Consider the following 22,546-nt stretch of genomic DNA (forward strand, 5'->3'; position numbering starts at 1 on the left):
GCGACTGACGCACGGCCTGTCGCACAGGAAACAGGTTCGACCAGAGGCGTGTGATGTTTCTGAGCGTATTCGACGTCTTCAAGATCGGCATCGGCCCGTCGTCATCGCATACGATGGGACCCATGACGGCCGCGGGGCACTTCCTGAATCTCTTGCGGCAGCATCCGTCCGGTCGCCAAGCGGCCGCCGTCGGAGCGACCTTGCATGGGTCGCTCGCATTCACGGGGAAAGGCCACGCCACGGATCGCGCCGTGGCGCTAGGCCTGCTCGGCTGGACGCCCGCCGAGTTCGATTTCGACGCGGCCGAACGCCAGCTCGAGGAGCTCCGCCGCAGTCGTTTGCTGCGCCCCAATGGGCTGCCACCGCTCAGGTTCGACCCAGCCCTCGACATCGTCTTCGACTACGGACCGCCGTTGCCCGGCCATGCCAACGGGCTCGTTCTGTCCGCCCGCGATTCCACCGGGGCCGTAATGTTGAACGAGACCTATTATTCCATCGGCGGCGGTTTCGTGGTGACGGCGCGGGAGCGCGAAACACCTCCGGCTGCCGCTGACGCGGTACCGTGGCCCTATCCATTTGCGAACGCGAGCGCGATGCTGCGCATGGCGCGCGAAAGCGGATTGTCCATCGCGGACATGAAGCGCGCGAATGAGATCCACCTCCGCACACCTGAAGACGTCGAACGCGGCCTCGCCCGTCTCTGGTCGGTCATGAACGGATGCATCGAACGGGGGCTGAGCCAGGAAGGCGAGTTGCCCGGGGGGCTCCACGTGCGTCGCAGGGCCGCGCGGATTCATCAGCAATTGATGGCTGAGCGGCGGGCCAATCGCTCTCAACCCCACGCGGCAGCAGACTGGCTGAGTGTCTATGCGATGGCCGTGAACGAGGAAAACGCGGCCGGCGGCAGGGTGGTGACCTCGCCGACCAACGGGGCCGCCGGCGTCGTGCCCGCCGTGCTGAGATACTATCTGGATCACTGCATCGGGGCAGAGCCCGACAAGATTGCCGATTACCTGCTCACGGCGGCGGGGATCGGCGGGTTGATCAAGCACAACGCCTCGATCTCCGGAGCCGAGGCAGGTTGTCAAGGCGAAGTCGGGTCAGCGGCCGCGATGGCTGCGGCCGGGTTCTGTGCCGTGCTGGGCGGATCGCCCGAACAGGTTGAGAATGCCGCGGAGATCGCCCTCGAGCACCACCTCGGCATGACTTGCGATCCGGCAGCGGGCCTGGTCCAAGTCCCATGCATCGAGCGCAACGGCATCGGCGCCATCAAGGCAGTCGCGGCGGCCTCGCTCGCCCTCCGCGGCGACGGATCGCATTTCATGCCGCTGGACAACTGCATCGAGGCAATGCGCCAGACAGGCGAAGCCATGAATGCGAAGTTCAAGGAAACGAGCCTTGGCGGATTGGCGGTCAACCTGCCGGAGTGCTGAGATTGAGTGTGCGCAAACACCTCGCGGACAGAGGCATAAATCCGCCGCGCAAAGTTTCTACGGCCGGCGCCACTTTCCACCGAGAAAGCGCCATCGTGGAAAATCGCAGACTGGCGCACAAAATCGTGCAAATGGCGGAGAGAGTGGGAGTCAAACTCACAATCTTTGATCACTCTTCTTGAAGAAAACTGAAAGCTGCTGAGTAAGCGCTCGCCCGCCTCCCTAAAGATTTCGAGTCTGAACCGGGTTCGACTCCGGCCGGCGGTTATGAAAGCAAGAACCGCAAGACTGTGCGTGCTGCAGAGCGCTCGCAAATTATTTTTTGCGAACGCCTCCCGTCCATCATCTTGTCGGTATTCCTGTCGGTATCTGAGGCAATCGACGACTAAAAGTATCGCAACTTCAATCTGTTATGCGACTAGTTGATTATCGGCCAGGGGCACCAAGACGAAAACATCAATAATAACAATAGCTTACAATGATGGTTCGATTCCAGATTTTCGGGAAAATTCTCAACGCACATTGAAAACACGCGTAAAAATTCGCTCCAGCCGTGCGTGTTGTCGGTATTTTTGTCGGTATTTGGGAGAACAACTGTTCGCAAGCTTCGGCTTGGCAAGCCAGTGCCACGAACTCCGGGCGAAGCGAGTGAAGGCTGTCACGCCGAAGCTCGCAAGGCGAAGGCGGACTGGCGCAAGATCAGAGGCACCACACCAGCAATGCCTCACTTCAATGCTCATCCAGCAGTCCGCAGACTACCGCTCCATGGTCCGAATACCGTGTCGGTCGCTCGATCGTAGATCCGGCTGCTTGCGCATACGAGAACGACATCAACGGGAATGCCGGCCGCCTGAGGCCGGCACTGAGCTTCGTATTTCCAGGATCAGATGGAGACTAACCGCCGATGCCGGTGTTGGCGTACGTGGTAATGACAAGCGGGTAAGCGCCGCCCGAGACCGCGTCGAGTTGATCATCCGGCAGCGCCTCATTCAGGGCCGCGACGGGCGTCTTCGCCGGGGCGGGATCGCCGGGTTTGATAGTCTCTTGATGTGCCGCGTTCGCCGTGGAATTCGTGTCCTGCCTATTGGTCATCCTTCAATCTCCAATTCAAAATTTGCAGCGGTCCGATGAGGTCATTTCCCGAATATTCAAGGGCTTGAGAACCGGTTTCCCGGCGCCGCCCTGTGGTTCAGGCGCCTCGGGGGGTGAAGTTATCGCTGGATCCATTTGCCCGCGATACGGCAGATGCCGTATTTCCGTCGTCGTTCACGGGGACGTGTCGAAAGGCCCCTCTTCGAAAGGCTCTGCCTTCGACCTCAGGGATGCAAAGAGAAATTATACGCGCCGAGATTCATTACCGACAGTCCTCTGCTCAGCCCACCTGAGTTTTGTACACTGTCACCGTTATCCTTCCAGAACCCACCTTGCCGCCGGCTGTAGTAGCGGCTGATTTGACCAATCTCTTCATCCAGAGACACTGCGATGTACTGCTCAAACGCTTCCGCCCTGTGTGGAGGCGCAAGAAGTCGATTGACCCTGACAAATAGACGACGGACTTGGTCTGCGTCCTCTTCGGCAAACGGCCGTATGATGATCCCAGGTTCCAACTGATCCACCTGCTGCGCTCGTCGCGTCCTTCAGAAAACGGCAACACGTGGCGCACATACTATCGAATTGCAGAAAGCCCGCTACGATTCACACAAGCTGACGCCGCAGCAAATGCCATCGGACGTGCGCTTTGGGGCCAATACGCGACATCCGAATTCCGTCATCAGACCGTGTAAAGGCGGCTGCAGAGACCCTGGTCGGTGATTGCCAAGACAGACGGCGCGTTGCTTTGGGAGCAATAAGCGGTGTGTAAGATCGCGACGGCTAAGATGATCTGCTGGAATAGACCAGCGTGGAGGGAATGGAGCTTGGCATGGTTTCCGATGATTTTCGGAAGAACGTCTTGGCGTACGGGCTGACCGCGGCACAGATCCCGGCGAGCGCTTTTCGGTTAGCCCCCGGGCCTGAACTGCCGATGCTGGCATACGTAGCGGTACCGTACGGCCAAGAGCCGCCTGACAGATGGCCCAGCGAGCTGTCGCTGAGCGCATCAAAATCGCGGGAGAGCGCTTTCTCCCCGCCCTTGTTTCCCCCGGGGGGTGACAGGGCTCCCTGCACCTAGCCCCCGCCACCTGCGGAGCCGATGCCGGCACGCACAGTGGTATTGTACGGCCAAGAGCCGCCCGACACTTCGTCCAGCGAGCTGTCGCTGAGCGCATCAGAGGTCGCCGAGATCTGGGACGCCTGGTTCTGAGCGCCGTCCTTCAGGCTCTCGCCAGGCTCGGCTTGCGCCGTCGAATTCGTATCCTGCCCGCCTGTCATATTCAATCTCCACCTTGGTCAATGTTGATCGGCTAAACCCTACATTGAAACCGAAAGCTACCGCTGGATCGATTTGCGAGCGATACGGCAGATGTCGTATTTCGTCGTCGGTCACGGGGACGTGTCGAAAGCCCTGCCTTCGACCTCAGGATTTGGCGCCCTTCATCGCGACCTGCTCGACAAGCTTGAGCAGCCGGTCGAACCTTTCGCCGGCCATCGACACCTGATCGAGCACGGCAGGATCAAGCTCATCCTTCAAACGCGTGGACTCGTCGCCGAGAGCGCTGTCCTGCTCGCCATAGGCCATCCGGCGCTCGGTGGCGCGCAGGCGGTCCGACAGCAGGATGGCGAGCGCGCGATAAAAGCGGCTGGCAAAGGCGTGATCGGCTGCGAGCTTGCGCAGCAGGACCTGTTTGTCCAGGAACAGGGCAACCGAATCGACCTTCGCGGCCACCGTGGCCGAGGGCGGCCCTGAATCGACCAGCGACATCTCGCCGATGAAGTCGCCCGCCGCGATCTGGGCGATCTCGCCGATGCCCGATACGCTCACGCCCATTCGTCCCTGCAGCAGCAGAACGACCGAATCGATCGGCACGCCTTCGGCGATCAGGACGTCCTGCCCCGGGATGGTGCGGCGGGAGCCGGCTCGGGCCATCCAGTCGATGTCGGAATCGTTCAGCACGCCGAATATGAAGAGGACCTTGCGCATATCGGTGACCCCCTAGATCAGTTGACGTTCCGCGAAATCGGCAAACAGGCCCGGCTGCGCCATCAGTTCGGCAAAGGTGCCACTCTGCACGATCCTGCCGCCGGCCAGGACGAGAATTCGGTCTGCCGACTGAACGGTGCTGAGCCGGTGCGCGATGACGATGCGGGTCAGGTTGAGCCTGGATATTGAATCGCTGACAATAGCCTGGGACCGGTTGTCGAGCGCGCTGGTGGCCTCATCCATCAGCAGGAGCCGCGGCTGATGCGCCAGCGCCCGCGCGATCAGCAATCGCTGGCGCTGGCCGCCCGAGAGCGTGCTGACGCCCTCGGCAATGAGTGTCTGCATGCCCATGGGCATGGCCTCGAGGTCGCGGTCCAGTCCTGCCAAGCGCGCGATCTCCCAGGCCTGATCAAGCGACAGCTCGGCGCCGCCGCAGATGTTCTCGTAGACGCTGCCGGAGGCGAGCCTGGAGTTCTGCAGCACGACGCCGACCTCGCGGCGCAACAGTCCGAGATCGATGGTGTCGAGCGATTTACCGTCCACGAAAATCACGCCGGATTCCGGCTTCTCGAAGCCGAGCAGCAGACGGAACAGCGTCGACTTGCCGCTTCCGGAGGGGCCGACAATGGCAAGGTATTCTCCCTTGCGCACGCTGAAGCTGACATCATCGAGAATCAGTGGCCCGCCCTCGCCGTAGCTGAACGACACGTTGGCAAACTCGATCGAGCCGCCGATCTCACCAACCGATTTCTGCTCGTCGCTGATTTCGGTCGCGCTCGCGATGATCGGCCTCAGCCGCTCGATCCTGGGGATTGCGATTAGCAGCTCTCCGATCGCCAGCGCCCATTCGCCGATCGCGGCAAGCGCCAGCCCGAACGCCGCGTAAAATGCCAGGAACGTGCCGAGATCATGCTGCAGCCTGAGGCTGGACACGTTCTCGGCGAGGGCAAAGATGAGCAGCGTCGCCACGGCAGGAAACGCCGCATCAAAACTCTTCTGGAGGTTTGCCGCACGCTGCGATGCGATGAAATTGCGCTTCTGCTCGCCGAAGTGTTCGACCCAGATCGCAAGCGCGTGCATGGTCGCGTTCGCAATCCGCAGTTTTCCGACGCCGGTGAGAAACTGCAGAACCAGCCCCTCCAGCCGTCCCTGCTGATGCAGGCTCTCCCGTTCGTTGGACAGTCGCGCCAGATTGATCGCCACCACCACGGCGACCCGCACGCCCGCGAGCGCAGCCGCGAGCATGCCGAGCCTGACATCGAGGTACAGCATCACGGCAAAACTGAAGAAGCACGACACCAGGGCCAGGCAACCGCGGATCGCCCGGCCGGTGATGACCGTGCGGACGGCCTCGATGCCAAGCGTGCGATCCGCGAGGTCGCCGACGGAAAAGTTGCGGAAAAAAGCCGCCGGCATCCGCAGCAGACGGTCGACGACCGCGGCCTGCAAGACCCAGTCCAACCGGCTCTCGAGCCGCAGCATGGCGATGCCCTGCATCATCTGAAAACCGCCGGCCACCAGGGTGACGACAATGAGCGCGATGGCGCAGATCAGGAGCTGGTCCGCCTCGGCGCGCGGGATGACGGAATCGATCAGCAGCTTGGTGACCAGGGGCGTCGCCAGCGCGAGAAGGCCGAGGCACAAGGCCGCCAGCATGATCCGCAGGACATCGGCGCGAACCGTCGCGGCGCCGAATCGCAGGAGATCGCGGACCGTCAGGGCGCGCGACGGCAGTGGCCGATAGAACATTACCGCCTCGGGCGCGAGTTCAGCGGCTGTTGACGGCGTCAGTTCGCGGTGCGTGCCGGCGCCGGGATCGACGATGATGTGGCGCCCGCCTGCCACCGGAAGGATCGCGACGGCCCGCCGGTCTTCACCGAGAAACGCGACGAATGGACCGGCGCCGTTGGTCCACCAATCCGTTCGTAGCAGCAGGCGCCGCATCCGCACCCGCGAGGCCCGTGCGATCATCACGGCGTCCACGAAATCGTCGTTGCCGGACATCATGCTGGCCGGAGCCTGGAGCGAAATGCCCATGGCGTCGGCGACCTCCCGACAGGCGGAAAGCAGATGGCTGGCGCCAACCGCGCTGGCTTGCGATACGCCGGATCCGGCCGTGATGATGCCGGCAAGACGGCTGACAATGCTGGTTGTGCGTAGCCGGTTCAGGTTCGAGCGCAGGCGCAGACGGTCGGCTTCCGCAACGTGTTCCTCGTCGATCCTGCGACGCAGGCTCTCCATGACGCGCAGGTGGAAGCGATCGAGCGCAGCCCAGACCTCGGCAAGCGGGAATGCCGCGCTCTCCAAAACCTCCAGCGTCGTCTCCTCGCGGGCGACGATCCACGAGCCCGCCGGCATCGGCAAGGGACGCTCGCCGGCGCCATGCAGCTGCGGCATCTCCATCATGAAGACGGTGCCATGCTCGATCGCGATCCAGCCGGTTCGCTGGCCGGACAGCCGGAGAATATCGCCGGATGCCAGCGCGTATCGCGAGCCGATCGCAGCCTGCTGCACCACCGCTCCTCGAGGAGACGTTGCGATGATCTCCGACACAAGCGCGGTCCATGCGTCGATCGCGTCACGATCGGCAAAACGGCCGCGATGGACGATCATGACTTCGGTCTCGAGGCCGCCGACCGCAATGACGCTCAGCGAAGTCCCGTTTCCATCGCCGATGGTTGGCAGGCCGAAAATGACGGCGCCCTGCTCGACCCGGAACAGATGGTGCCGCCGGCTCGGCGCGCCGTTCCCGCTCTCCCTCACAGCGAACAGGTCCACATAGCCGCTCACGACGTGCAGAACGAGATCGACATCATTGATCGGCAACGGCCGGTGGCTCTCGAGCGCGACCGGAGCGGACGCCGTGCCGGGACGGCGGGGCGCGATTTCAAGCGGCGGAGGCTGGTAGGCGCTGCTCATTCGCTCGACACCAGCTCGACATATTCGCCACCTTCGGCCAGCAGCTCCTGATGCGTTCCCCGCTGCACGACCCGCCCGCTGCTCATCACGAGGATCTCGTCGCAATCGCGAATCGTGCTGAGCCGGTGCGCAACAATGATGCAGGTGCAGCCCCGGCGCCGGAGATTATCGTCGATCGCCTTCTCGACGATCGGGTCCAGCGCCGAGGTTGCCTCGTCGAGGACGACGACGGAAGGATTGCCCGCCAGCGCCCGCGCGATCTCGAGCCGCTGCCGCTGGCCGCCGCTGAAATTCCTGCCGTCCTCGGCCACATGGCAATCGTAGTTGCCGGCGCGGACGGCAATCTCCCCGTGGATCAGCGCGTCCTTGAGCGCCCGCGACACGCTGGCTTCCAGCACGGTGTCGTCCCAGAGCGTAAGGTTGTCGCGCGCCGTGCCTTCGAACAGAAGGATTTCCTGATCAATATAGGCGACCGAGTTGGTGAAGATTTCCTGGGGGATCTCGACCATCGACCAGCCGTCGATGCGGATGTCGCCGGACCACGGGCGGTAGAGTCCGGCGACGAGCCGTCCAACGGTGGATTTGCCACTGCCAGACGATCCGACCAGGGCCACGCGGCGGCCCGGTTCGACGATCAGCGAAAAATCCTCGATCAGCGGCGGCTCGAGCGCCGAATAGCCGAACGAGATGTCCTTCAATTCGACCCGGCCCGACAGTTTCGCCGGTAGCATTGCCGGCGCGCGTTCGATTCCCACCAGGGGACGGGCGGGATAGTTGAAGACGTCCTCGATCCGGAACAGGTTGCCCTTGATGGCCAGGAAGGCTGTGGTCTGCTGCACGAGCGCGTTGATCGGCTCGACCAGGCTGGTGAGCAGCGCCTGCAAAGCGACGAGGCCGCCGATCGTCAATGCACCATCGACGATCCGTAAGCCGCCCAACCCAAGCACCATCGCGGTCGTCAATCCGGTCAGAAAGATCGGGCAGGTGTCGAGGAAGGTGGAGTAGACGCCGAGATCACGCTCGGCGTTCAGGACTTTGGCCTGAAACCCTGCCCAGCGCGCAAAGGCGTCGTCCTCCAGACCACCGGCCTTGATGGTTTCGATCGTGCGGATGATTTCGATGGTGCTTCCATTCAGCTTGGCACGCTCGATTGACAGTTTGCGGTTGAGGTCCTCGCGCTGGCGCGCGACCAGCCTGAGGACGATGACATTGAGGAGAGCCATGGCGATGCTGATCGCGGCCAGCAAAGCATCGTAGCACGCCATCGTAACGGCGATGAAGATGACCGAGATCAGGTTCAGTGCATTGGCAGCCACCCCGTTCGAAAGCAGCTGGGCGATCTGTTCGCTGGCGGCGATGCGGTTGGCGAGGTCGCCCGAGTGCCGCTGGGTGAAGAACTCCATCGGAAGGGTCAGGACGTGCCATAATAGCTGGCTGACCATCGTCACCGTCAGCTTGGTCTGGATGCGCAGAAGCAGCGACTGTTGAAACGCCGTGATCAGCGCGCGCGCCAGGGCTGTGATCGCCATTCCGATCAGCAAAGGCGTGAACCAGCCCTCGACATGCTTGATCAGGACGTCATCGATGAAGATCTTTGCAAATGCCGGAACCAGGATGGTGGGCACTACGAGCGCCATGCTGAGCGCAACCAGCAACAGCGCCGCCGCAGCCGAATTCGACAGTCGCCGCAGCAGCAGCGGAAAGAAATCGGGCTCGCGCCCGCCCGGCTTGAAGTCGGGTCCCGGCTCCATCGCCAGCACGACACCGGTGAAGGAGGAGTCAAACTCGTCGTGACCGACCTTGCGGCGCCCGGTCGAGGGATCGTTGATATAGGCGTAGTTCGCGTCCAGCCGCTCCAGGACCACGAAGTGGTTGAAGTTCCAATGAACGATCGATGGCATCGGAAGCTCATGGAGCGTCGCCGGCTCCTTCCTGAACCCTTTCGCCGTCAGTCCGAACTGCCGCGCAGCCTTCAGCACGTTGCTGGCCTTGCTGCCGTCCCGGGACACGCCGCATGCCTCGCGCAGCTTTTCCAGCGGCACCCACTGACCGTGATAGGCGAGGACCATCGCGAGCGAGGCGGCGCCGCATTCCAGTGCTTCCATCTGGAACACCGTGGGCGTGACCCAGCGCCGCCGCCCCGGCAACGGGAGACGCCCGATCCAGTTGCCGAGACGATCGAGGAGCGGCGGCCGGGCGTCGGTTTGGCGCGATGGGATCATGCACTGCCGATCCTAGCCGCCGATTCCGCTCAGCCGCTTCATCAACGGGATCACCAGATCGATCGGCGGCTGCTCGCGCGTCGTGACTTCGGCGCGCGTCAACGTACCGCTCGAGAGCAGGATCGGTGGCCCCTTGCCGGACGTCCAGCGATAGCTGCTGAAGGTTGAAGGATCGCGCTCCAGGGCCACCTTCGCCGCATAGGGTGCCCCGTCCTGCGAGAAGCGTTTGACAAGGGCGTCGTTGTGAAGGTCCGCCAGCATGCCCTGGGGCGTCACCGGGAAGTCCGAGACGGCCACCACACTACCGACAATCGCGCCGTATTCTTCCCGCTTGATCGTCGTCGGTTCGACACGAACCTCCATGCCGGGCCTGATGGTCTTACCGCGATCCGGCGGCATGTAGATAGTCGCCTCCAACCTTTGCCCCGCGGTCTCGATCTCGATAATGGGCGTCCCCAGGGCGAGCACGGCGCCGCCGGACACTTTGACCTCGACGACACGACCGTCTGCGGGACTGACAATCCGCGACCCTCGCTCGAGCTCGGCCGCAAGCTGCTCAACCGACCGCTTCGCATCATTGACCCTGAATTCCGAAAGCAACCGATCACGCTCGCGTTGGCTGCGCAAATCCAGCCGCTGCGCATTGAGCTTGAGAATGTCGTTGTTGGCGTCGGTAATGCGCTCCCGCGCATTGTTGAGCTCGACGCGGCGGTCCTCGAGATATTTGCGCGTCACGATTCCGCTTGCCGCCGCCGGCTCGAGCTTGCCCACCTCGTCCGTGAGATAGGCGGTGCGCTTCTCGGCGGCCGCAATCACGTTGGCCAGACCCGCTTCCTGAGCCGCATAGTTGGCAAGCTTGGCATCGATCTCCCGCGAGATCGCGCCGGTGAGCTCGGCATGTTCGCGCTCGCGCTCGCGCAGAACATCCCTCGCCTGCTCGAGCCGCTGCTCGGTCTCGGTCTGCGCGACGTGGGCGATCACCTGATCACGACGGACCTCGTCGCCGATGCCGACGTCGAGCGAGGCCAGCTTTCCGCTCACGGCGGACACGGCGTCGACCAGGCGACCGCCACTGCTTAGCAAAATGCCATCGCCGGATACGCGCGTTGGAATGCGCCCCAGCACACTCCAGGCCAATAGCACGGCAAGACCCAGCGCCAGCGTCGCGGCGGCCAACCAGTCAAACGGGCGGGTAACGCCGACAACATGGTCGAGCTGCTCGGGATTCGAAAGCCGCTCGATGGCCGCTTCACGAAAGATTCGCTCTGTGCCTCGTTTCATGCAGCCCCCGCAACACACCGGGCCATTCTCGACCAGGCTCGATTTGGCCGGAACGCTTTCGTTTTTTCAAGCAGATATTGCTCGCCAGCACAGGCAAAGTTTTGACCGTTCGCTTGCCGCGACACGACTGGATCAAAAGCGTGAACTCCGAACCGGCCGCACGCAGGAGCCACGCACGCCTTGCCACGAGACCCCAGCTAGATCACAAGGAAGAGTCCAGAAATCAGCAGCAAGCCAAGGATGATGCGTTTGAAGGCTGCTTCGTTGATCCGACCGAACAGGACGATCCCTGCAGCCGTTCCGGCAGCCAGGGCGGGCAGAGAAATGCCAAAGTCGATCAAGACCTTTAACGAGAGGCTGTGATGCGAGAGCATGAGAGCGAGGGCAAATATTTGCATCACCCCGATGTAGGGTTGAACCAGGCCGCGCTGCTGTGTTTTCGGAAGACCATGGATGTCGCACCAGATCACAGGAAGCGCGCCGGGCATCGCGGTCAAGCCGCCGACCAGCCCGCCGCCAAACCCCACCAGCGCGTTCCTGCTCTGGCTCTCCATTTGACGCAGGTAGGCAGCCGTCGGCCGCACCAAGGCATATGCCGCGTAAAGCGACACCAGAGCTCCAAATCCCAGCCTGAAAACGCCGGTATCCACATTCTGGAGCAGGTAGATCGCGATCGGAATGCCCAATAGTCCACCAGCGATGAACACCAGGCTGGTTTTCCATTGCATGCTCTTGCGTAGCGCATAAAGATTGGCCGCTTGCACGGTGATGCTGCAGGCCATCATCAATGGGACAGCTTCTATGGGCGGAAACACGTGTAGCAGGATGGCGCCCGCGACCGCCGAGAAGGCAAACCCGGATAGGCCAGACACAAACGCGCCAGCAAAAACCGCCGCGCTTAGCACCAAATAAACCGCTATATCCGACATGGCATTGTTTTCTGGAAAATACGTTTTCAACCGGGCGACAAATAACCAATCCATCTAGTCGCAGTGGATCGCCATCGCTGCCGTTTCGACCGGGTGGTCACCCGGCGCGTGATGCAGCATGTCTCCCGCGACGACGTGCAAAATGCCGAAGCCGGCAAGGACAGCGATTGTCCACGTCTTGAGCGGCGGCGGTGGTCGCCGCGCGTGGCAGCTATCGGCATTGCCATATCCAAATTACCTTTCTGTCCGCGTTCGAAGCGAAGCTGCCCCGTCTTGATAGGCCCTCGTGATGGTGCAGCCCTGCTCCCAGCCGGATTCAAGTTCGGGGGGCTGTCCAAACGCGTTTAGTTGTGGGGAAAGATATCGCCGGGTCGATTCGCGGACGATACGGCAGATGTCGTATTTCGGCGCTCTCAGGAGGCTGATGTCGAAAGGCCCAACTCGCCGCAATCGGCGGCGCGGTGCGAGATCAGGGCCGCCTCACAATCTCAACCGTAGCCGCACCTGGGAGCAGCTACACGTGCTCTTGCCAGCCACTACTGATCGATCGCTTGCGATCTACAAAGGCCGCAATGATCGCTTCGTGCAATTGCTCGCCGGTGATCGGCTTGTGAAGAATACGATGACCGCTGGCGGTGGCTTCCTTGATGCGCGCCGGCGAGGTATCGCCAGTCACGATGATTGCAGGCAGGGAGCGGCCGATATAGGCGCAAAGAGCCTCGATTGCGTCCTGGCCAGTCGCACCACCCCCGAGGCGGTAGTCGGCCACGATCAGATCGACCGGCGCATCGCCGGCCGCCATCGCCTCCGCATGAATCTTTTGCACCTCGGCGGCAGATCGGCCGGCATAGACCCGATGCCCCTGCAGCGTGAGCAGCTGCACCATGATATCGAGAACATCCTCCTCGTCCTCCACTACCATGACGCTGACGGCGATGTCTGCGGATGGTGCCCTATGATCGGGCGGGGAAGGCGCTACTGCGCTGGCTAGCGGAACCGTCACGGAAAACATCGAACCGCGGCCGACGACGGAGACCAGCTTCAGCGGATGTTGCAGCAGAGCGGCAGTGCGGCGAACGATGGCTAGGCCGAGGCCAAGGCCTTGCGCGCGATCCCTGGCAGGGTTCTGCAACTGCACGAATTCCTCGAAGATCATCGTTTGCTGATCTGCGGGGATGCCGGGTCCGGTATCCCATATCTGGATCTCCACCGAAGCACCGCGCCTGCGGCAACCGAGCAGAACGCCTCCGGATCTCGTGTATCGAAAGGCATTCGACAGCAGGTTGCCCAGGACCCGTTTCAGCATCATGGGATCGCTGTCCACCTGGAGACGGCTTTCAACGACACGCCAGTCAAGGCCGCGATCCTCTGCCTCCGCGCCGAATTCGTTGCTGAGCTGGTTGAAAAGCTGGGACAGGTTCATCGTCTCCCTCGCAACAGTGACGACGCCGGCATCCAGCCGGGAGATGTCGAGCAGTCCGTTCAGAAGAGCGCTGAGGTTTCCGACGATGGATTTTGCCTTGCCGGCGAGATCGCGCGCATCGCCGGATTGGACGACGCCGCGACGACCCAGCGCCGCCAGCGTGGCGATCAGCAGGCTCAAGGCATGAATCGGCTGGCGCAGGTCATGACTGGCGGCAGCAAGGAAGCGCGTTTTCGCATGATCGGCGGCTTGCGCGCGGTCGCGTTCTTCCTGGAGGTGGCCAACCAGCTCGACATTTTCCAAACGCAATCTGATGGACTCACGCAGCATACGGTGCGTTGTGCGGCAATAATAGAGATTGATGGTCACAAGCCCCGTGAACAGGACGAGATATGCGCCGGAGCCATCACCTCCAATGATAAAGGAGCGCACCATGACCGGCAGCACAGTTACGATGATCGAGCCGACGAGAGCCGGCGGAAAGGCCGAGAGCGACGGAACTGTGCCGCAGACCAGACCGGCCAATGCAATAATGGTGAATATGAAAGGAACGGGCTGTTCAGGAACGAACCCAACCCAGCCGAGCATTCCCCACAGCAGCCCCGACACGCAGGAAAACCCGGCCGCGAGCCACGCCCATCGCGACACAGACGCTGGTTCTCGTTTCCGGCTGAAGAACCGGCGCGCCGCCAGGACGCGTATGGCGGTGAGTAGATAAATCGCACCGAGCCATCCGACCACCCAATTCGCCGGTACGGTGGTCCTCAGTACGTATGCTGCCGCCAGGGAGATGAGGACGTTGGAAGCCACGACTCCATAGGAATTGCGATACAGGAGCTCTACGAGCGCTTCACGTATCTTGTCCTCTTGCATCGAGACCTCTCCAAGCGCCGACAGCGGCTTCCTTTGCGAGTTGCCGTAGCGCTACCCCGCTGGAAGGCCGAGACGAACCGCGTAGGCGGTCAACTCCGCACCACTGTGCAGATCCAGCTTCCGCATGAGATTCTCGCGATGTTTCCGGGCCGTGAGCAGACTAATGCCGAGACGGCTGGCGATGTCGCGGTTGCTGGCGCCGTGAGGGATCATCGCCAGGATTTGCAGCTCGCGCCTTGTCAGCGTGACCGGAGATATGTTCGCTGCCGAGGGCTCGGGGATTTCGCTCGGGCCGTCGTGGTGGTCCACCGCAAAGCGAACCTCCTGCGCCACATAGGTGTTGCCTTTCCTGACGGCATCGATCGCAGCGACGAGTTCGGACGGATCGCCGCTTTTGGTCAAATACCCGCTCGCGCCCGCGGAAAGAGCCGCTCGAACGGAACGCGGCTCGACATTGGCGGTGAGGACAAGAATCCGTAGCTCCGGCCAGGCGGTTCTGAGGTGAGCTATGAATTGAAAGCCGCTCACACCCGGCATGCCGAGATCAAGGATGAGAAGATCGGCGGAGTATTCGTTCAGCAGCCGATGAACAGCTTCTGCGTCCGCCGCCTCTCCGCTGATAATCAGCCCGTCCACGGTCGACAGAAGCTGCTTCAGACCCTCCCGCATAATGGCGTGATCGTCAGCAATGATCGTCCGCACCGATCCGCACCTTTGTTGCCGTCAGCAACGGTATTACGGTATCAACCAACTTCAATCAAGGATTGGGATCCACAAATCCATTTGCCGGATGTGGTCGCCTAGGCAATTTCGCTGTGGTCGTGCTCCGGTGCGGTGCTCGCGGCTGGCGGCGAGTGGGCGCTGATCCTGGTCGATCCACCGTCAGATTCTCATCTCTTTTGGTGGCCGACGCTCGCGTTTCGGCTTTCCAAGACCGGGCTCATGACCATTTCCGGTTGCGTGTACTGTGCGAGGCATGGTTGCCGGATTTCACGACGAAGTGGCGGCGCTGCATCTTCGCAGCACAAGGGCCTGACAATGCGCCATGACGGCAATGGCTGTGACGCTCGCCACTGCGATCGCGCTGGGGCTACATGCCAGCACACTTGCCGGGGCCGTGGTCTGTGCGTTCGTTTCGGTACGGATCACCGCCCCTGCTTCCATGCAGCACGTCGCCCTTCGCATCATGGGGGTAGACTGTCCGCTTTGCTCGCCCCGATATCCTATTCTACGACGAGCGGGCAATTGACCTGTATCATCGGGGCTGCGCTGTATCGAACAGGTCAAGATACAAGAAATCGCACAACAGGCTGGCCGCGCGACGTCCGACCCCATAGGCGTCGCACGAGACGCGTTTTGTTCTGATGCCGAAAATGAAGAAGCCCTGCATCAACAGGGCCTTGAAATGGTGGGCGCACCAGGGCTCGAACCTGGGACCCGCTGATTAAGAGGCAGCTACTGGGCAAGAACAATCAATAATTTCGAGTCTGACCCGGGTTCGACTCCGGCCGGCGATTATGAAGACAAGAACCGCAAGACTGTGCGTGCTGCAGAGCGCTCGCAAGTTTATTTTTTGCGAGCGCCTCCCGTCCATCATCTTGTCGGTATTCCTGTCGGTATCTGAGGCAATTGACGACTAAAAGTATCGCAAATTCAATTTGTTATGCGACTAGTTGATTATCGGCCAGGGCACCACGCTACGCCCTTTCGGGCTTCGCGTGGCGCAGCCATGCGAGACCGAAAGCGCGAAGCGTGTGCGGCGAAGCCTCTTGGCGAAGACGGACCTGGCGAAGACGGACCGGCTCGCCGTTCTTCTCGCAGTGAAGCGAAGCCCTCCCCTAGCAATCATCTGGTCCGCCTATATTCTCCTCCGCAGGTCTCCACTCAGCGAGCAGCTTGATGGCCAGACGACGCGCGACCGAGGCAGAGCCAGGCGACCTCCCCCGCTATTTCGTCTGGGTGCGTGGGCTCGAAGGGCCCGAGCCGCAGAAATGGATGGCGATGGATTTCGGCGTCGACGGCTGGAAGCGGGCGCAGGTGCTGGCCTATCTCGAGTTGCCGGAGGAGGAGCGACATCTGTCGCTGTCGGCGCTCGCGCGGCGCTATCCGCCGCCGCGACTGGAGGCGTCGTAACCCACCAGAGCGAGCGCTCACCTCCCCCTCGCCGCCGTCGGCGTCAGGCCGAAGCGGCGGCGGAAGCAGCGGTTGAAATAGGAGAGATCGTTGAATCCGCAGGCGAAGGCGATGTCGCTGATGCGTCCCTCGCTGCGGGCCAGCAGATCCGCAGCCTTGCGCAGGCGCAGCTCGTTCAAGCGCGTGGTGAAGCTGGCGCCGGCCTCAAACAGCAGTTCGTTGACATAGCGCTCGGAAAGACCGGCGGCAGCCGCGAGCTTTTGCGCAGAAAAATCCGGCTCCTGGAAACGCGCTTGCAGGATCGCCAGCGCGGCCTGGAGCCGCACGGCACCCAGGCCCCGCCGGCTGGCGGCGGACGCGATGTCGGCGCGTGCGCCGAGCCCGAGCGCCGCGAGGTCGAGCAGATGCGCCGCAATCGCCATGCCGGCCTCGTCGACGGCGACCGGATGGCGCAGCAGAAGATCGCTGTAGTCCATCGCGAGCGACAGCGCCCCGCCGGGCGCAAGCTCCTGCCCGACCAATTCATCGACGTCGGCGACCATCGCGCGCAAGGTTGCGACCGGCAGATGCACGTTGGTGAAGCGCTTGTGGTTCGCGCCGTCAGCTGCGAAGAACGGCTCGTCGAGCTTGAGCAGCACCATCGATCCCGGCCGCAAGGTGATCTCGCGGCCACGGTGACGCACATAGGAAGCGCGATCACCGGTGTTGCGCACGAGACAGAAGCGGTCGTCGCCGGTCTCGATCACCTGCCGCTTCTCACGCCGCACCGTGACGAAGCTACCGTCGCAGCGTCCGAGCATGGTGGTGCCGATGTGGATCGAGTTCATGGCGGCGCGAAACGGCACGTCGAACGCGGGGTCGAGCTCACCGGTGTTGGAAAAATGTTCGAACAATTCCGCAAAGCGAATGAAGCGCTGCCGCTCAGACAGCCCCTGCGGCAGCATATCGGTCGATAACGCTTTCCGGATGACGGGCATCGGGGAAGGAATTTTTGGGGAAAGGACTTTGAAGAGAGACTTGTGAAGACTGACTGGCAAGAAACGGAGCGAACTTGCCGGGCGCGGACTGAACGCCCGGTGAACGCACCTCGTCAGGCTATCAGCACGATGACGTGATTTAAACAGCGCCGGTCAGTCCAAACCCGAAATCATTCGACGCCGGACAGTCCAAGACGGCGCGCGGGCGAGAGCCTTATTCAGGCCGCGGATGCGTCGGGCTCGTCTTCGCGCCGGCGCATCCCGGCATCCGGGCGGCCGCCGCCTGACGCCCGCTGGAGGAGACAACGACATGCGAACTTCTCTACCCCGCAGCCTCGCGCTCGGCGCGACGATCGCCGCAAGCCTCGGCATCGGCTACGCAATCGGCGCCCAGCCGCACATGGACGAGAGCGTCACGATCCTGCAACAGGCCCGCGCCGAGCTCGCCAAGGCCGAACCGAACAAGGGCGGCCACCGCGAGAAGGCGCTCGGCCTGATCGACCAGGCGATCGCCGAAGTGCGCGCCGGTATCGCTTTTGCCGCCACGCATTGAGCCGCCGGACGGAGAACAGTACATGATGCGACACATCCATGCCGCCGCCTTTGCGCTCGCCGCGATCACCGGCTCCGCCCAGGCCGCTCCTCTCGCGCCGGTCGGCACGCCCGCGACGAGCGACATCGTCGCGGTGGCCGGCGGCTGCGGCGCCGGCTGGCATCGCGGACCCTATGGCGGCTGCCTGAAGAACTACGCCAATCCCGCCGCCCACGCCTGCCCGCGCGGCTATCACATCGGCCCCAATGGCGGTTGCCGCGGGAACGGAAGGTCAGACGACTCCCCCTCTCTCCGCACGATCCGCGGGGAGAGGATCGCCGCGGCCGTCAAACGTCCGCGCGCGACTTGATGCAGCTCGCTCCTGATCCGCAAACAACGCACTCCGCCACTCCGCCCCATGATTATGGGTGTCGCAGGCGACGCGGCGCAGCTAAGCTCGGTTTTGCGCCGCGGGGGACACGCGGCCCAAGGTTTTTGCCATGACGGAACGGGACGGGGCTCCTGCTGCGATCACCATACTCCTCGTCGAGGATGATGCGCCGACCTGCTGGCGCTTGCAGGATGCGCTGGTCAAGGCGGAGTACGAGGTGCGCACGGCCGGCACGCTCGGTGAGGCGCGCCAAGCCCTCAATGCACGCGCGCCGCGGGTGCTCTTGACCGACCTCCGCCTGCCCGACGGCCATGGCATCGAGCTGATCCGCGAGACGCGGCGGCGCTTTCCCGACACCGAGATCATGGTGATCTCCGCACTCGGCGACGAGGAAAGCGTGATCTCGGCAATCACGGTCGGCGCCACCGGCTATCTCCTGAAGGACGCCTTCCCGACCGACATCGCGACCACCGTGCGCGAACTGGTCGCCGGGCATTCGCCGATTTCGGCCTCGATCGCGCGCTTCATCGTGCGGCGAACGCAAACCACCGCCGAGCCGCCGCCGGGGCCGGCGCTCAACACCGCAAGGCTCACGCCGCGCGAGATCGACATCCTCTGGGGCATCGCCAAAGGCTTCAGCTACGCCGAGATCGCGAGCCATCTCGGCCTGTCGCGCCAGACCGTGCCCGGCCACATCAAGAACATCTATCGCAAGCTCGAGGTGCATACCCGCAGCGAAGCTGTGTTCGAGGCGGTGCAGCAGGGCCTGATCAAGCTGTGAGCGAGGTCGCCGTAAAGCCGCTCGTGACCGCAAGGGCGCGGCTGCGGCTGGCGCGGCTGGTGCCTTATCTGCTGCTCCAGGTGCTGATCGTGATCGCCTGCATCCTGGTGCTGCGGCTGTTGCAGCCGAGCGACCCCGACGATTTTGCGCTGAGCGAGTTCACGCAGCTGGAGGATGGCGTGACACGCCCGGTGACGCTGCCGCATTTCACCAACTCGCGCTATTCGCTCGCGGATCCGCCGCTCTACACGGGCAGCTTCACCTTCAGGACTGCTGACGCGGCGGCGTGGTCGGTGTTCCTGCCGCGCTTCAGCAACGCCGTGGAGGTCGCGGTCAACGACGTGGTGATCCTCGATTCGAGGCGCGACGCCACCGCCAACCGGCCCGACCGCAACACGCCGGAGATCGCACCGATCCCGTCGGCGCTGTTGCGCGACGGCGCCAACACCTTCACGTTGCGGCTGTTCGTGTGGGGGCCGTTGAAGGGCTTTCTCGACACCGTCTATGTCGGACCGGATGAGAGCCTGCGCGGCGCCTACGAGACGCGTATGCTGCTGTTCGTCACGCTGCCCGTGGTGTTCTCCGCCTGGCAATCGATCCTGGCGGTCATTCTCGCGATCATGTGGCTGATGCGGCGCCACGAGCCGGTCTATGGCGTGCTGGCAATCGCGATGGTGCTCGGCGTGATCCAGGCGTTCCTGCCGCCGCCGGTGCCGCCAGCCCACCCCTCGCGGCTCGCCGCGGTGCTGCTGGCCTCCGCCCCGATCGAGAGCGCCCTGATCGTGGTTTTCGCCGTGCTGTTCTTCGGCTGGCGCTGGCCGCGCTATGGCACGCTACTGTTCGCGCCCGGTCTCTCCGTGTTCGCGGTCGGGCTGGTCGCGGGCCAGCCGCTGCCGCGCATCCTTTTTCTGCTTCTCGGCATCCCGACGGTCGGCATCTGCCTGTTGCTGATGGCCGGCGTCACGGCAACGGCGGTGGTACGGCGCCAGGATGCGGCGAGCCTCACACTCGGCTGCGCGGTGACCATCGTGCTGGCCTGCTGGGGCCACGACATGCTCTCGGTGTTCGAGATCCTGCCCAATGAACGCACCTTTGTCTCGCGCCTGTCCTATTCGGCGATGCTGGTGGCGATCGGCGCCGGCCTGACCTGGCGGTTCGCCCGCGCGTTGAACCAGGTCGACAGTTTCGCCGGTCAGTTGATCGCACGCGTGCGCGAGGCCGAGGACCGATTGAAGGCAAGCTTTGCCCGCGAGGAGGAGCGTGCGCGGGCCGCAGCCCTCGCCAATGAGCGCACCCGGCTGATGCGCGACCTGCATGACGGCCTCGGCGGTCAGCTCGTCAGCATCGTCGCGCTCTCCGAACGCGGCGCGGACGGCAGGCCGATCGCTGACGCCGCGCGCGCCGCGCTGAAGGATCTGCGGCTCGTGATCGATTCCATGGACGATATCGGCGGCGATCTGATGCTGGCGCTCGGCTCATGGCGCGAGCGCGCCGCGGCACAATTGCGCCCGCACGACATCGCGCTCGACTGGCACGTGACGACGCCACAGGGCCTGCCGCTGCATCCGGAGCTGCGGCCATGGCACGTCATCCAGATCGTGCGCATCCTGGATGAGGCCGTGACCAACGCGGTCAAGCACGCGAAGGCACGCAGGATCACGGTGACGATCGAGATGCTCGGCGGGGCGCCGCAAGATCAGCGCGGCGTGATCAGCATCGCGGACGACGGCCAGGGTTTTGCTCTTCCCATCGATGGTGCCGGCAATGGCGAGGCGACAGGGGCGAGCCAGACCGCGCGGGGCTTGCGCAACATGAAGAGCCGCGCCGGCCGTTGTGGTGCAACGCTCGAACTCGACTCCTCCCCTTCGGGCACATCCGTGCGGCTGCAACTGCCGCAGCGCTTTCCCGACAGCGATGCGGCCGAGGGCTGAAAAAGCCCCCTCCCCGAACGTGTGGGCGACGCGCGGAGAGAGGGGGTGCGCTTGCAGGCATCCCTGCGCCCGAGATCTTCTTCCTCTCCCCGCAAACCGGCCGAGGTGGAGAAGGAGCTCGCTCAGCGCACGCCGACGCGGTTGACCGGGCCGCCGCGGTTCATCGGCGTGCCCGCTCGAACACCGACCCCGGGCGCACCGACGCCGGGGGTCGCTACCACAGTGGCAGCGACCGGCGCGGCCGGAGCCACCACCGCCGCGGTGGGCCGCACGACGCAGCCCTTGGGCACGCCGACCGTCTTGCAATAGACCACTGCCTGCGCCGGACTTGTGCCCAGCGACAGCATCGCTGCACCCGCCAGCGCCGCAATCGCCAAGCCGATGCTCAGCGTTCCTGCTTTCCTTGCCATCTCAGCTCTCCTGCTTGCCGTCCGGCCTGTCGATGCAACCATCGCTTCTCGCGGGCCGACGTAAGGGCTCAATGGCAAAAGATCGCGCGCCGATACATGCCATGAAGATGGGGGGGGCGCGTGTGCGGTCGCAGAGACCGGACGTTTCGGCTGCCATGAACATGGCATGGACCCGCGGGCCCGCTCCGCAGATGGTCGCGCCGCCTGGTTTCAAGCCGGACAACGAAACCCGAAGAGGTGAATGATGAAGATTTCAGTTATTGCCGCGCTCGTGCTTACGTCGACCGTCATGCTCGCATCGACCGTCGCGCCCGTATCGGCGCAATCGGGCCCGACGCCGCAGGAGCAGATGGCCTGCCGCGGCGACGCCAGCAAGTTCTGCGCCGAACATATCGGCAAGCCGCCGCAGATGAACGCATGCCTGCGCGACAACAAGGCCAAGCTCTCGGACGCCTGCCGCAAGGTCGTAGAGTCGCACGGAGGCTGATGCGCGCGCTAAAGCGCGATGAGATTAGGATGAACCGTCATCTGCTCTAATCGTCGTCATCAGCTCCGAATAATCTGAGCTGCGGAGAGCCGCGGCTCTGCGGGACGAAGCTGCGGCGCGGACTGGATCCGAATTCGCGGACATCGGCATCTTCGCGAGTATTGCGTGCGACGTCGTCCCAGTCGGTCCGATCGCGCGTCTCGCGAGGATCGCGCATGTCGTAGCGGCGGCGCTCGGCCCAGCGCTGCCGCCGGTCGGCACGATGCCGCTCCGACGCCGCGCGCTTCACGTCGGCGTCCTTCGCTTTCGCATAGGCATTATCCGGCGAGGCAGCCTGCTCGGTCGCGGCTTGCTGCTCCGCAGGCTTGGCAGGGTGCGCAGCTTGCGTGTTGGCCTGCTGGGACTCATGGCTGGCAGCCGGCTGTGCCGGCGGCGCGGAAGGTTCGGCATTGGCCGTGGCGGTCGGCGCCGCAGCCTGGACAGGCGGAGCGACCACGGCGCCGAAGACCTGCGATCCCGTGAGATATTGCACGCGCTCGGATGGCGCATGGGTTATTGCCGTCGAGTCTGCACGCCGCTCCTGCTTGCCCGTATCGGGGCCGTGCTTGAGCGCGATGGGGTTCATGATGTTGCCGGCAACGATGCCGCCACCAAGACCGATGGCGATGGCTGCGACGATGGTTCCCCCACCGACGAAATAGGCTGTCAAGGCGCGCATCGATCCACTCCCTCTTTCGAGCGAGCA

19 protein-coding genes and 1 pseudogene are annotated in these 22,546 nt (G+C 63.4%); 7 read left to right on the forward strand and 13 right to left on the reverse strand.

The window, feature by feature from the left end; translation table 11 throughout:
- The first annotated feature begins 53 nt into the window (after positions 1-53).
- Positions 54-1,433: an L-serine ammonia-lyase gene (locus tag YUU_RS0100750; RefSeq protein ID WP_027520621.1), complete on the forward strand. Its 1,380-nt coding sequence runs from the start codon at positions 54-56 to the stop codon at positions 1,431-1,433.
- An 894-nt stretch (positions 1,434-2,327) separates the two neighbouring features.
- Here YUU_RS0100750 and YUU_RS0100755 read toward each other — a convergent pair.
- The 10 genes from YUU_RS0100755 to YUU_RS0100800 form a co-directional block, all read right to left on the reverse strand.
- Positions 2,328-2,525 (reverse strand): hypothetical protein, encoded by a 198-nt coding sequence (locus tag YUU_RS0100755; protein WP_027520622.1) that lies wholly within the window; start codon positions 2,523-2,525, stop codon positions 2,328-2,330.
- A gap of 224 nt (positions 2,526-2,749) precedes the next feature.
- Positions 2,750-3,049, reverse strand: a complete 300-nt coding sequence (locus YUU_RS58275) for a hypothetical protein (protein ID WP_156944025.1) — start codon at positions 3,047-3,049, stop codon at positions 2,750-2,752.
- A gap of 550 nt (positions 3,050-3,599) precedes the next feature.
- Positions 3,600-3,803: a hypothetical protein gene (locus YUU_RS0100765; RefSeq protein WP_027520624.1), complete on the reverse strand. Its 204-nt coding sequence runs from the start codon at positions 3,801-3,803 to the stop codon at positions 3,600-3,602.
- A gap of 145 nt (positions 3,804-3,948) precedes the next feature.
- Positions 3,949-4,512, reverse strand: coding sequence for a cyclic nucleotide-binding domain-containing protein (locus tag YUU_RS0100770; RefSeq protein WP_027520625.1), 564 nt, complete (start codon positions 4,510-4,512; stop codon positions 3,949-3,951).
- A 12-nt stretch (positions 4,513-4,524) separates the two neighbouring features.
- Positions 4,525-7,431: an NHLP bacteriocin export ABC transporter permease/ATPase subunit gene (locus tag YUU_RS0100775; protein ID WP_051389561.1), complete on the reverse strand. Its 2,907-nt coding sequence runs from the start codon at positions 7,429-7,431 to the stop codon at positions 4,525-4,527.
- The gene (locus YUU_RS0100780) at positions 7,428-9,653 is read right to left on the reverse strand and encodes an NHLP family bacteriocin export ABC transporter peptidase/permease/ATPase subunit (protein ID WP_198031672.1); all 2,226 of its coding nucleotides are present in this window, start codon (positions 9,651-9,653) and stop codon (positions 7,428-7,430) included. Before YUU_RS0100780 ends, YUU_RS0100775 begins: the two co-directional genes overlap by 4 nt.
- 12 nt (positions 9,654-9,665) lie before the next feature.
- On the reverse strand, positions 9,666-10,934 hold the full coding sequence (locus YUU_RS0100785; protein WP_027520628.1) for an NHLP bacteriocin system secretion protein: 1,269 nt from the start codon (positions 10,932-10,934) through the stop codon (positions 9,666-9,668).
- 197 nt (positions 10,935-11,131) lie between these two features.
- Positions 11,132-11,863 carry a sulfite exporter TauE/SafE family protein gene (locus YUU_RS0100790; RefSeq protein ID WP_027520629.1) on the reverse strand — a complete coding sequence of 244 codons (732 nt, stop codon included), beginning with the start codon at positions 11,861-11,863 and terminating at the stop codon, positions 11,132-11,134.
- 514 nt (positions 11,864-12,377) lie between these two features.
- Complete coding sequence (locus YUU_RS0100795) at positions 12,378-14,159, reverse strand: ATP-binding protein (protein WP_035660704.1); 1,782 nt, start codon at positions 14,157-14,159, stop codon at positions 12,378-12,380.
- A 51-nt stretch (positions 14,160-14,210) separates the two neighbouring features.
- On the reverse strand, positions 14,211-14,861 hold the full coding sequence (locus YUU_RS0100800) for a response regulator transcription factor (RefSeq protein ID WP_027520631.1): 651 nt from the start codon (positions 14,859-14,861) through the stop codon (positions 14,211-14,213).
- Positions 14,862-16,058: 1,197 nt separating this feature from the next.
- On the opposite strand from YUU_RS0100800, the gene YUU_RS0100815 reads away from it, so the two are divergent.
- The gene (locus tag YUU_RS0100815) at positions 16,059-16,292 is read left to right on the forward strand and encodes a hypothetical protein (RefSeq protein WP_027520632.1); all 234 of its coding nucleotides are present in this window, start codon (positions 16,059-16,061) and stop codon (positions 16,290-16,292) included.
- A gap of 17 nt (positions 16,293-16,309) precedes the next feature.
- Here YUU_RS0100815 and YUU_RS0100820 read toward each other — a convergent pair whose 3' ends face one another.
- Positions 16,310-17,269, reverse strand: a complete 960-nt coding sequence (locus YUU_RS0100820; protein ID WP_027520633.1) for an AraC family transcriptional regulator — start codon at positions 17,267-17,269, stop codon at positions 16,310-16,312.
- A 310-nt stretch (positions 17,270-17,579) separates the two neighbouring features.
- Between YUU_RS0100820 and YUU_RS0100825 the strand changes: the two genes are divergently transcribed.
- From YUU_RS0100825 to YUU_RS0100840, 4 genes and pseudogenes are all read left to right on the forward strand, one after another.
- The gene (locus YUU_RS0100825; protein ID WP_027520634.1) at positions 17,580-17,822 is read left to right on the forward strand and encodes a hypothetical protein; all 243 of its coding nucleotides are present in this window, start codon (positions 17,580-17,582) and stop codon (positions 17,820-17,822) included.
- 22 nt (positions 17,823-17,844) lie between these two features.
- Positions 17,845-18,093: pseudogene (locus YUU_RS49795) on the forward strand (GCG_CRPN prefix-to-repeats domain-containing protein); the annotation flags it as partial.
- A 208-nt stretch (positions 18,094-18,301) separates the two neighbouring features.
- A complete protein-coding gene (locus YUU_RS0100835) occupies positions 18,302-18,973 on the forward strand; it encodes a response regulator transcription factor (RefSeq protein ID WP_027520635.1) in 672 nt (223 codons plus the stop codon).
- Positions 18,970-20,904 (forward strand): ATP-binding protein, encoded by a 1,935-nt coding sequence (locus YUU_RS0100840; protein ID WP_027520636.1) that lies wholly within the window; start codon positions 18,970-18,972, stop codon positions 20,902-20,904. The genes YUU_RS0100835 and YUU_RS0100840 overlap by 4 nt, the downstream gene beginning before the upstream one ends.
- 122 nt (positions 20,905-21,026) lie before the next feature.
- On the opposite strand, the gene YUU_RS0100845 is transcribed toward YUU_RS0100840, so the two are convergent.
- Positions 21,027-21,314, reverse strand: coding sequence for a hypothetical protein (locus tag YUU_RS0100845; RefSeq protein ID WP_027520637.1), 288 nt, complete (start codon positions 21,312-21,314; stop codon positions 21,027-21,029).
- A gap of 244 nt (positions 21,315-21,558) precedes the next feature.
- Here YUU_RS0100845 and YUU_RS0100850 point away from each other — a divergent pair, with 244 nt between their 5' ends.
- Entirely contained in the window at positions 21,559-21,801 is a 243-nt protein-coding gene (locus tag YUU_RS0100850) for a cysteine rich repeat-containing protein (protein ID WP_027520638.1), read from the forward strand.
- Between the two features lie 46 nt (positions 21,802-21,847).
- Here the strand turns inward: YUU_RS0100850 and YUU_RS0100855 are convergent, their stop codons facing one another.
- A complete protein-coding gene (locus YUU_RS0100855; RefSeq protein ID WP_027520639.1) occupies positions 21,848-22,519 on the reverse strand; it encodes a hypothetical protein in 672 nt (223 codons plus the stop codon).
- Between the last annotated feature and the right edge of the window lie 27 nt (positions 22,520-22,546).

Origin of the sequence: Bradyrhizobium sp. Ec3.3 (assembly GCF_000472925.1) — a bacterium.
Taxonomy (GTDB): domain Bacteria; phylum Pseudomonadota; class Alphaproteobacteria; order Rhizobiales; family Xanthobacteraceae; genus Bradyrhizobium.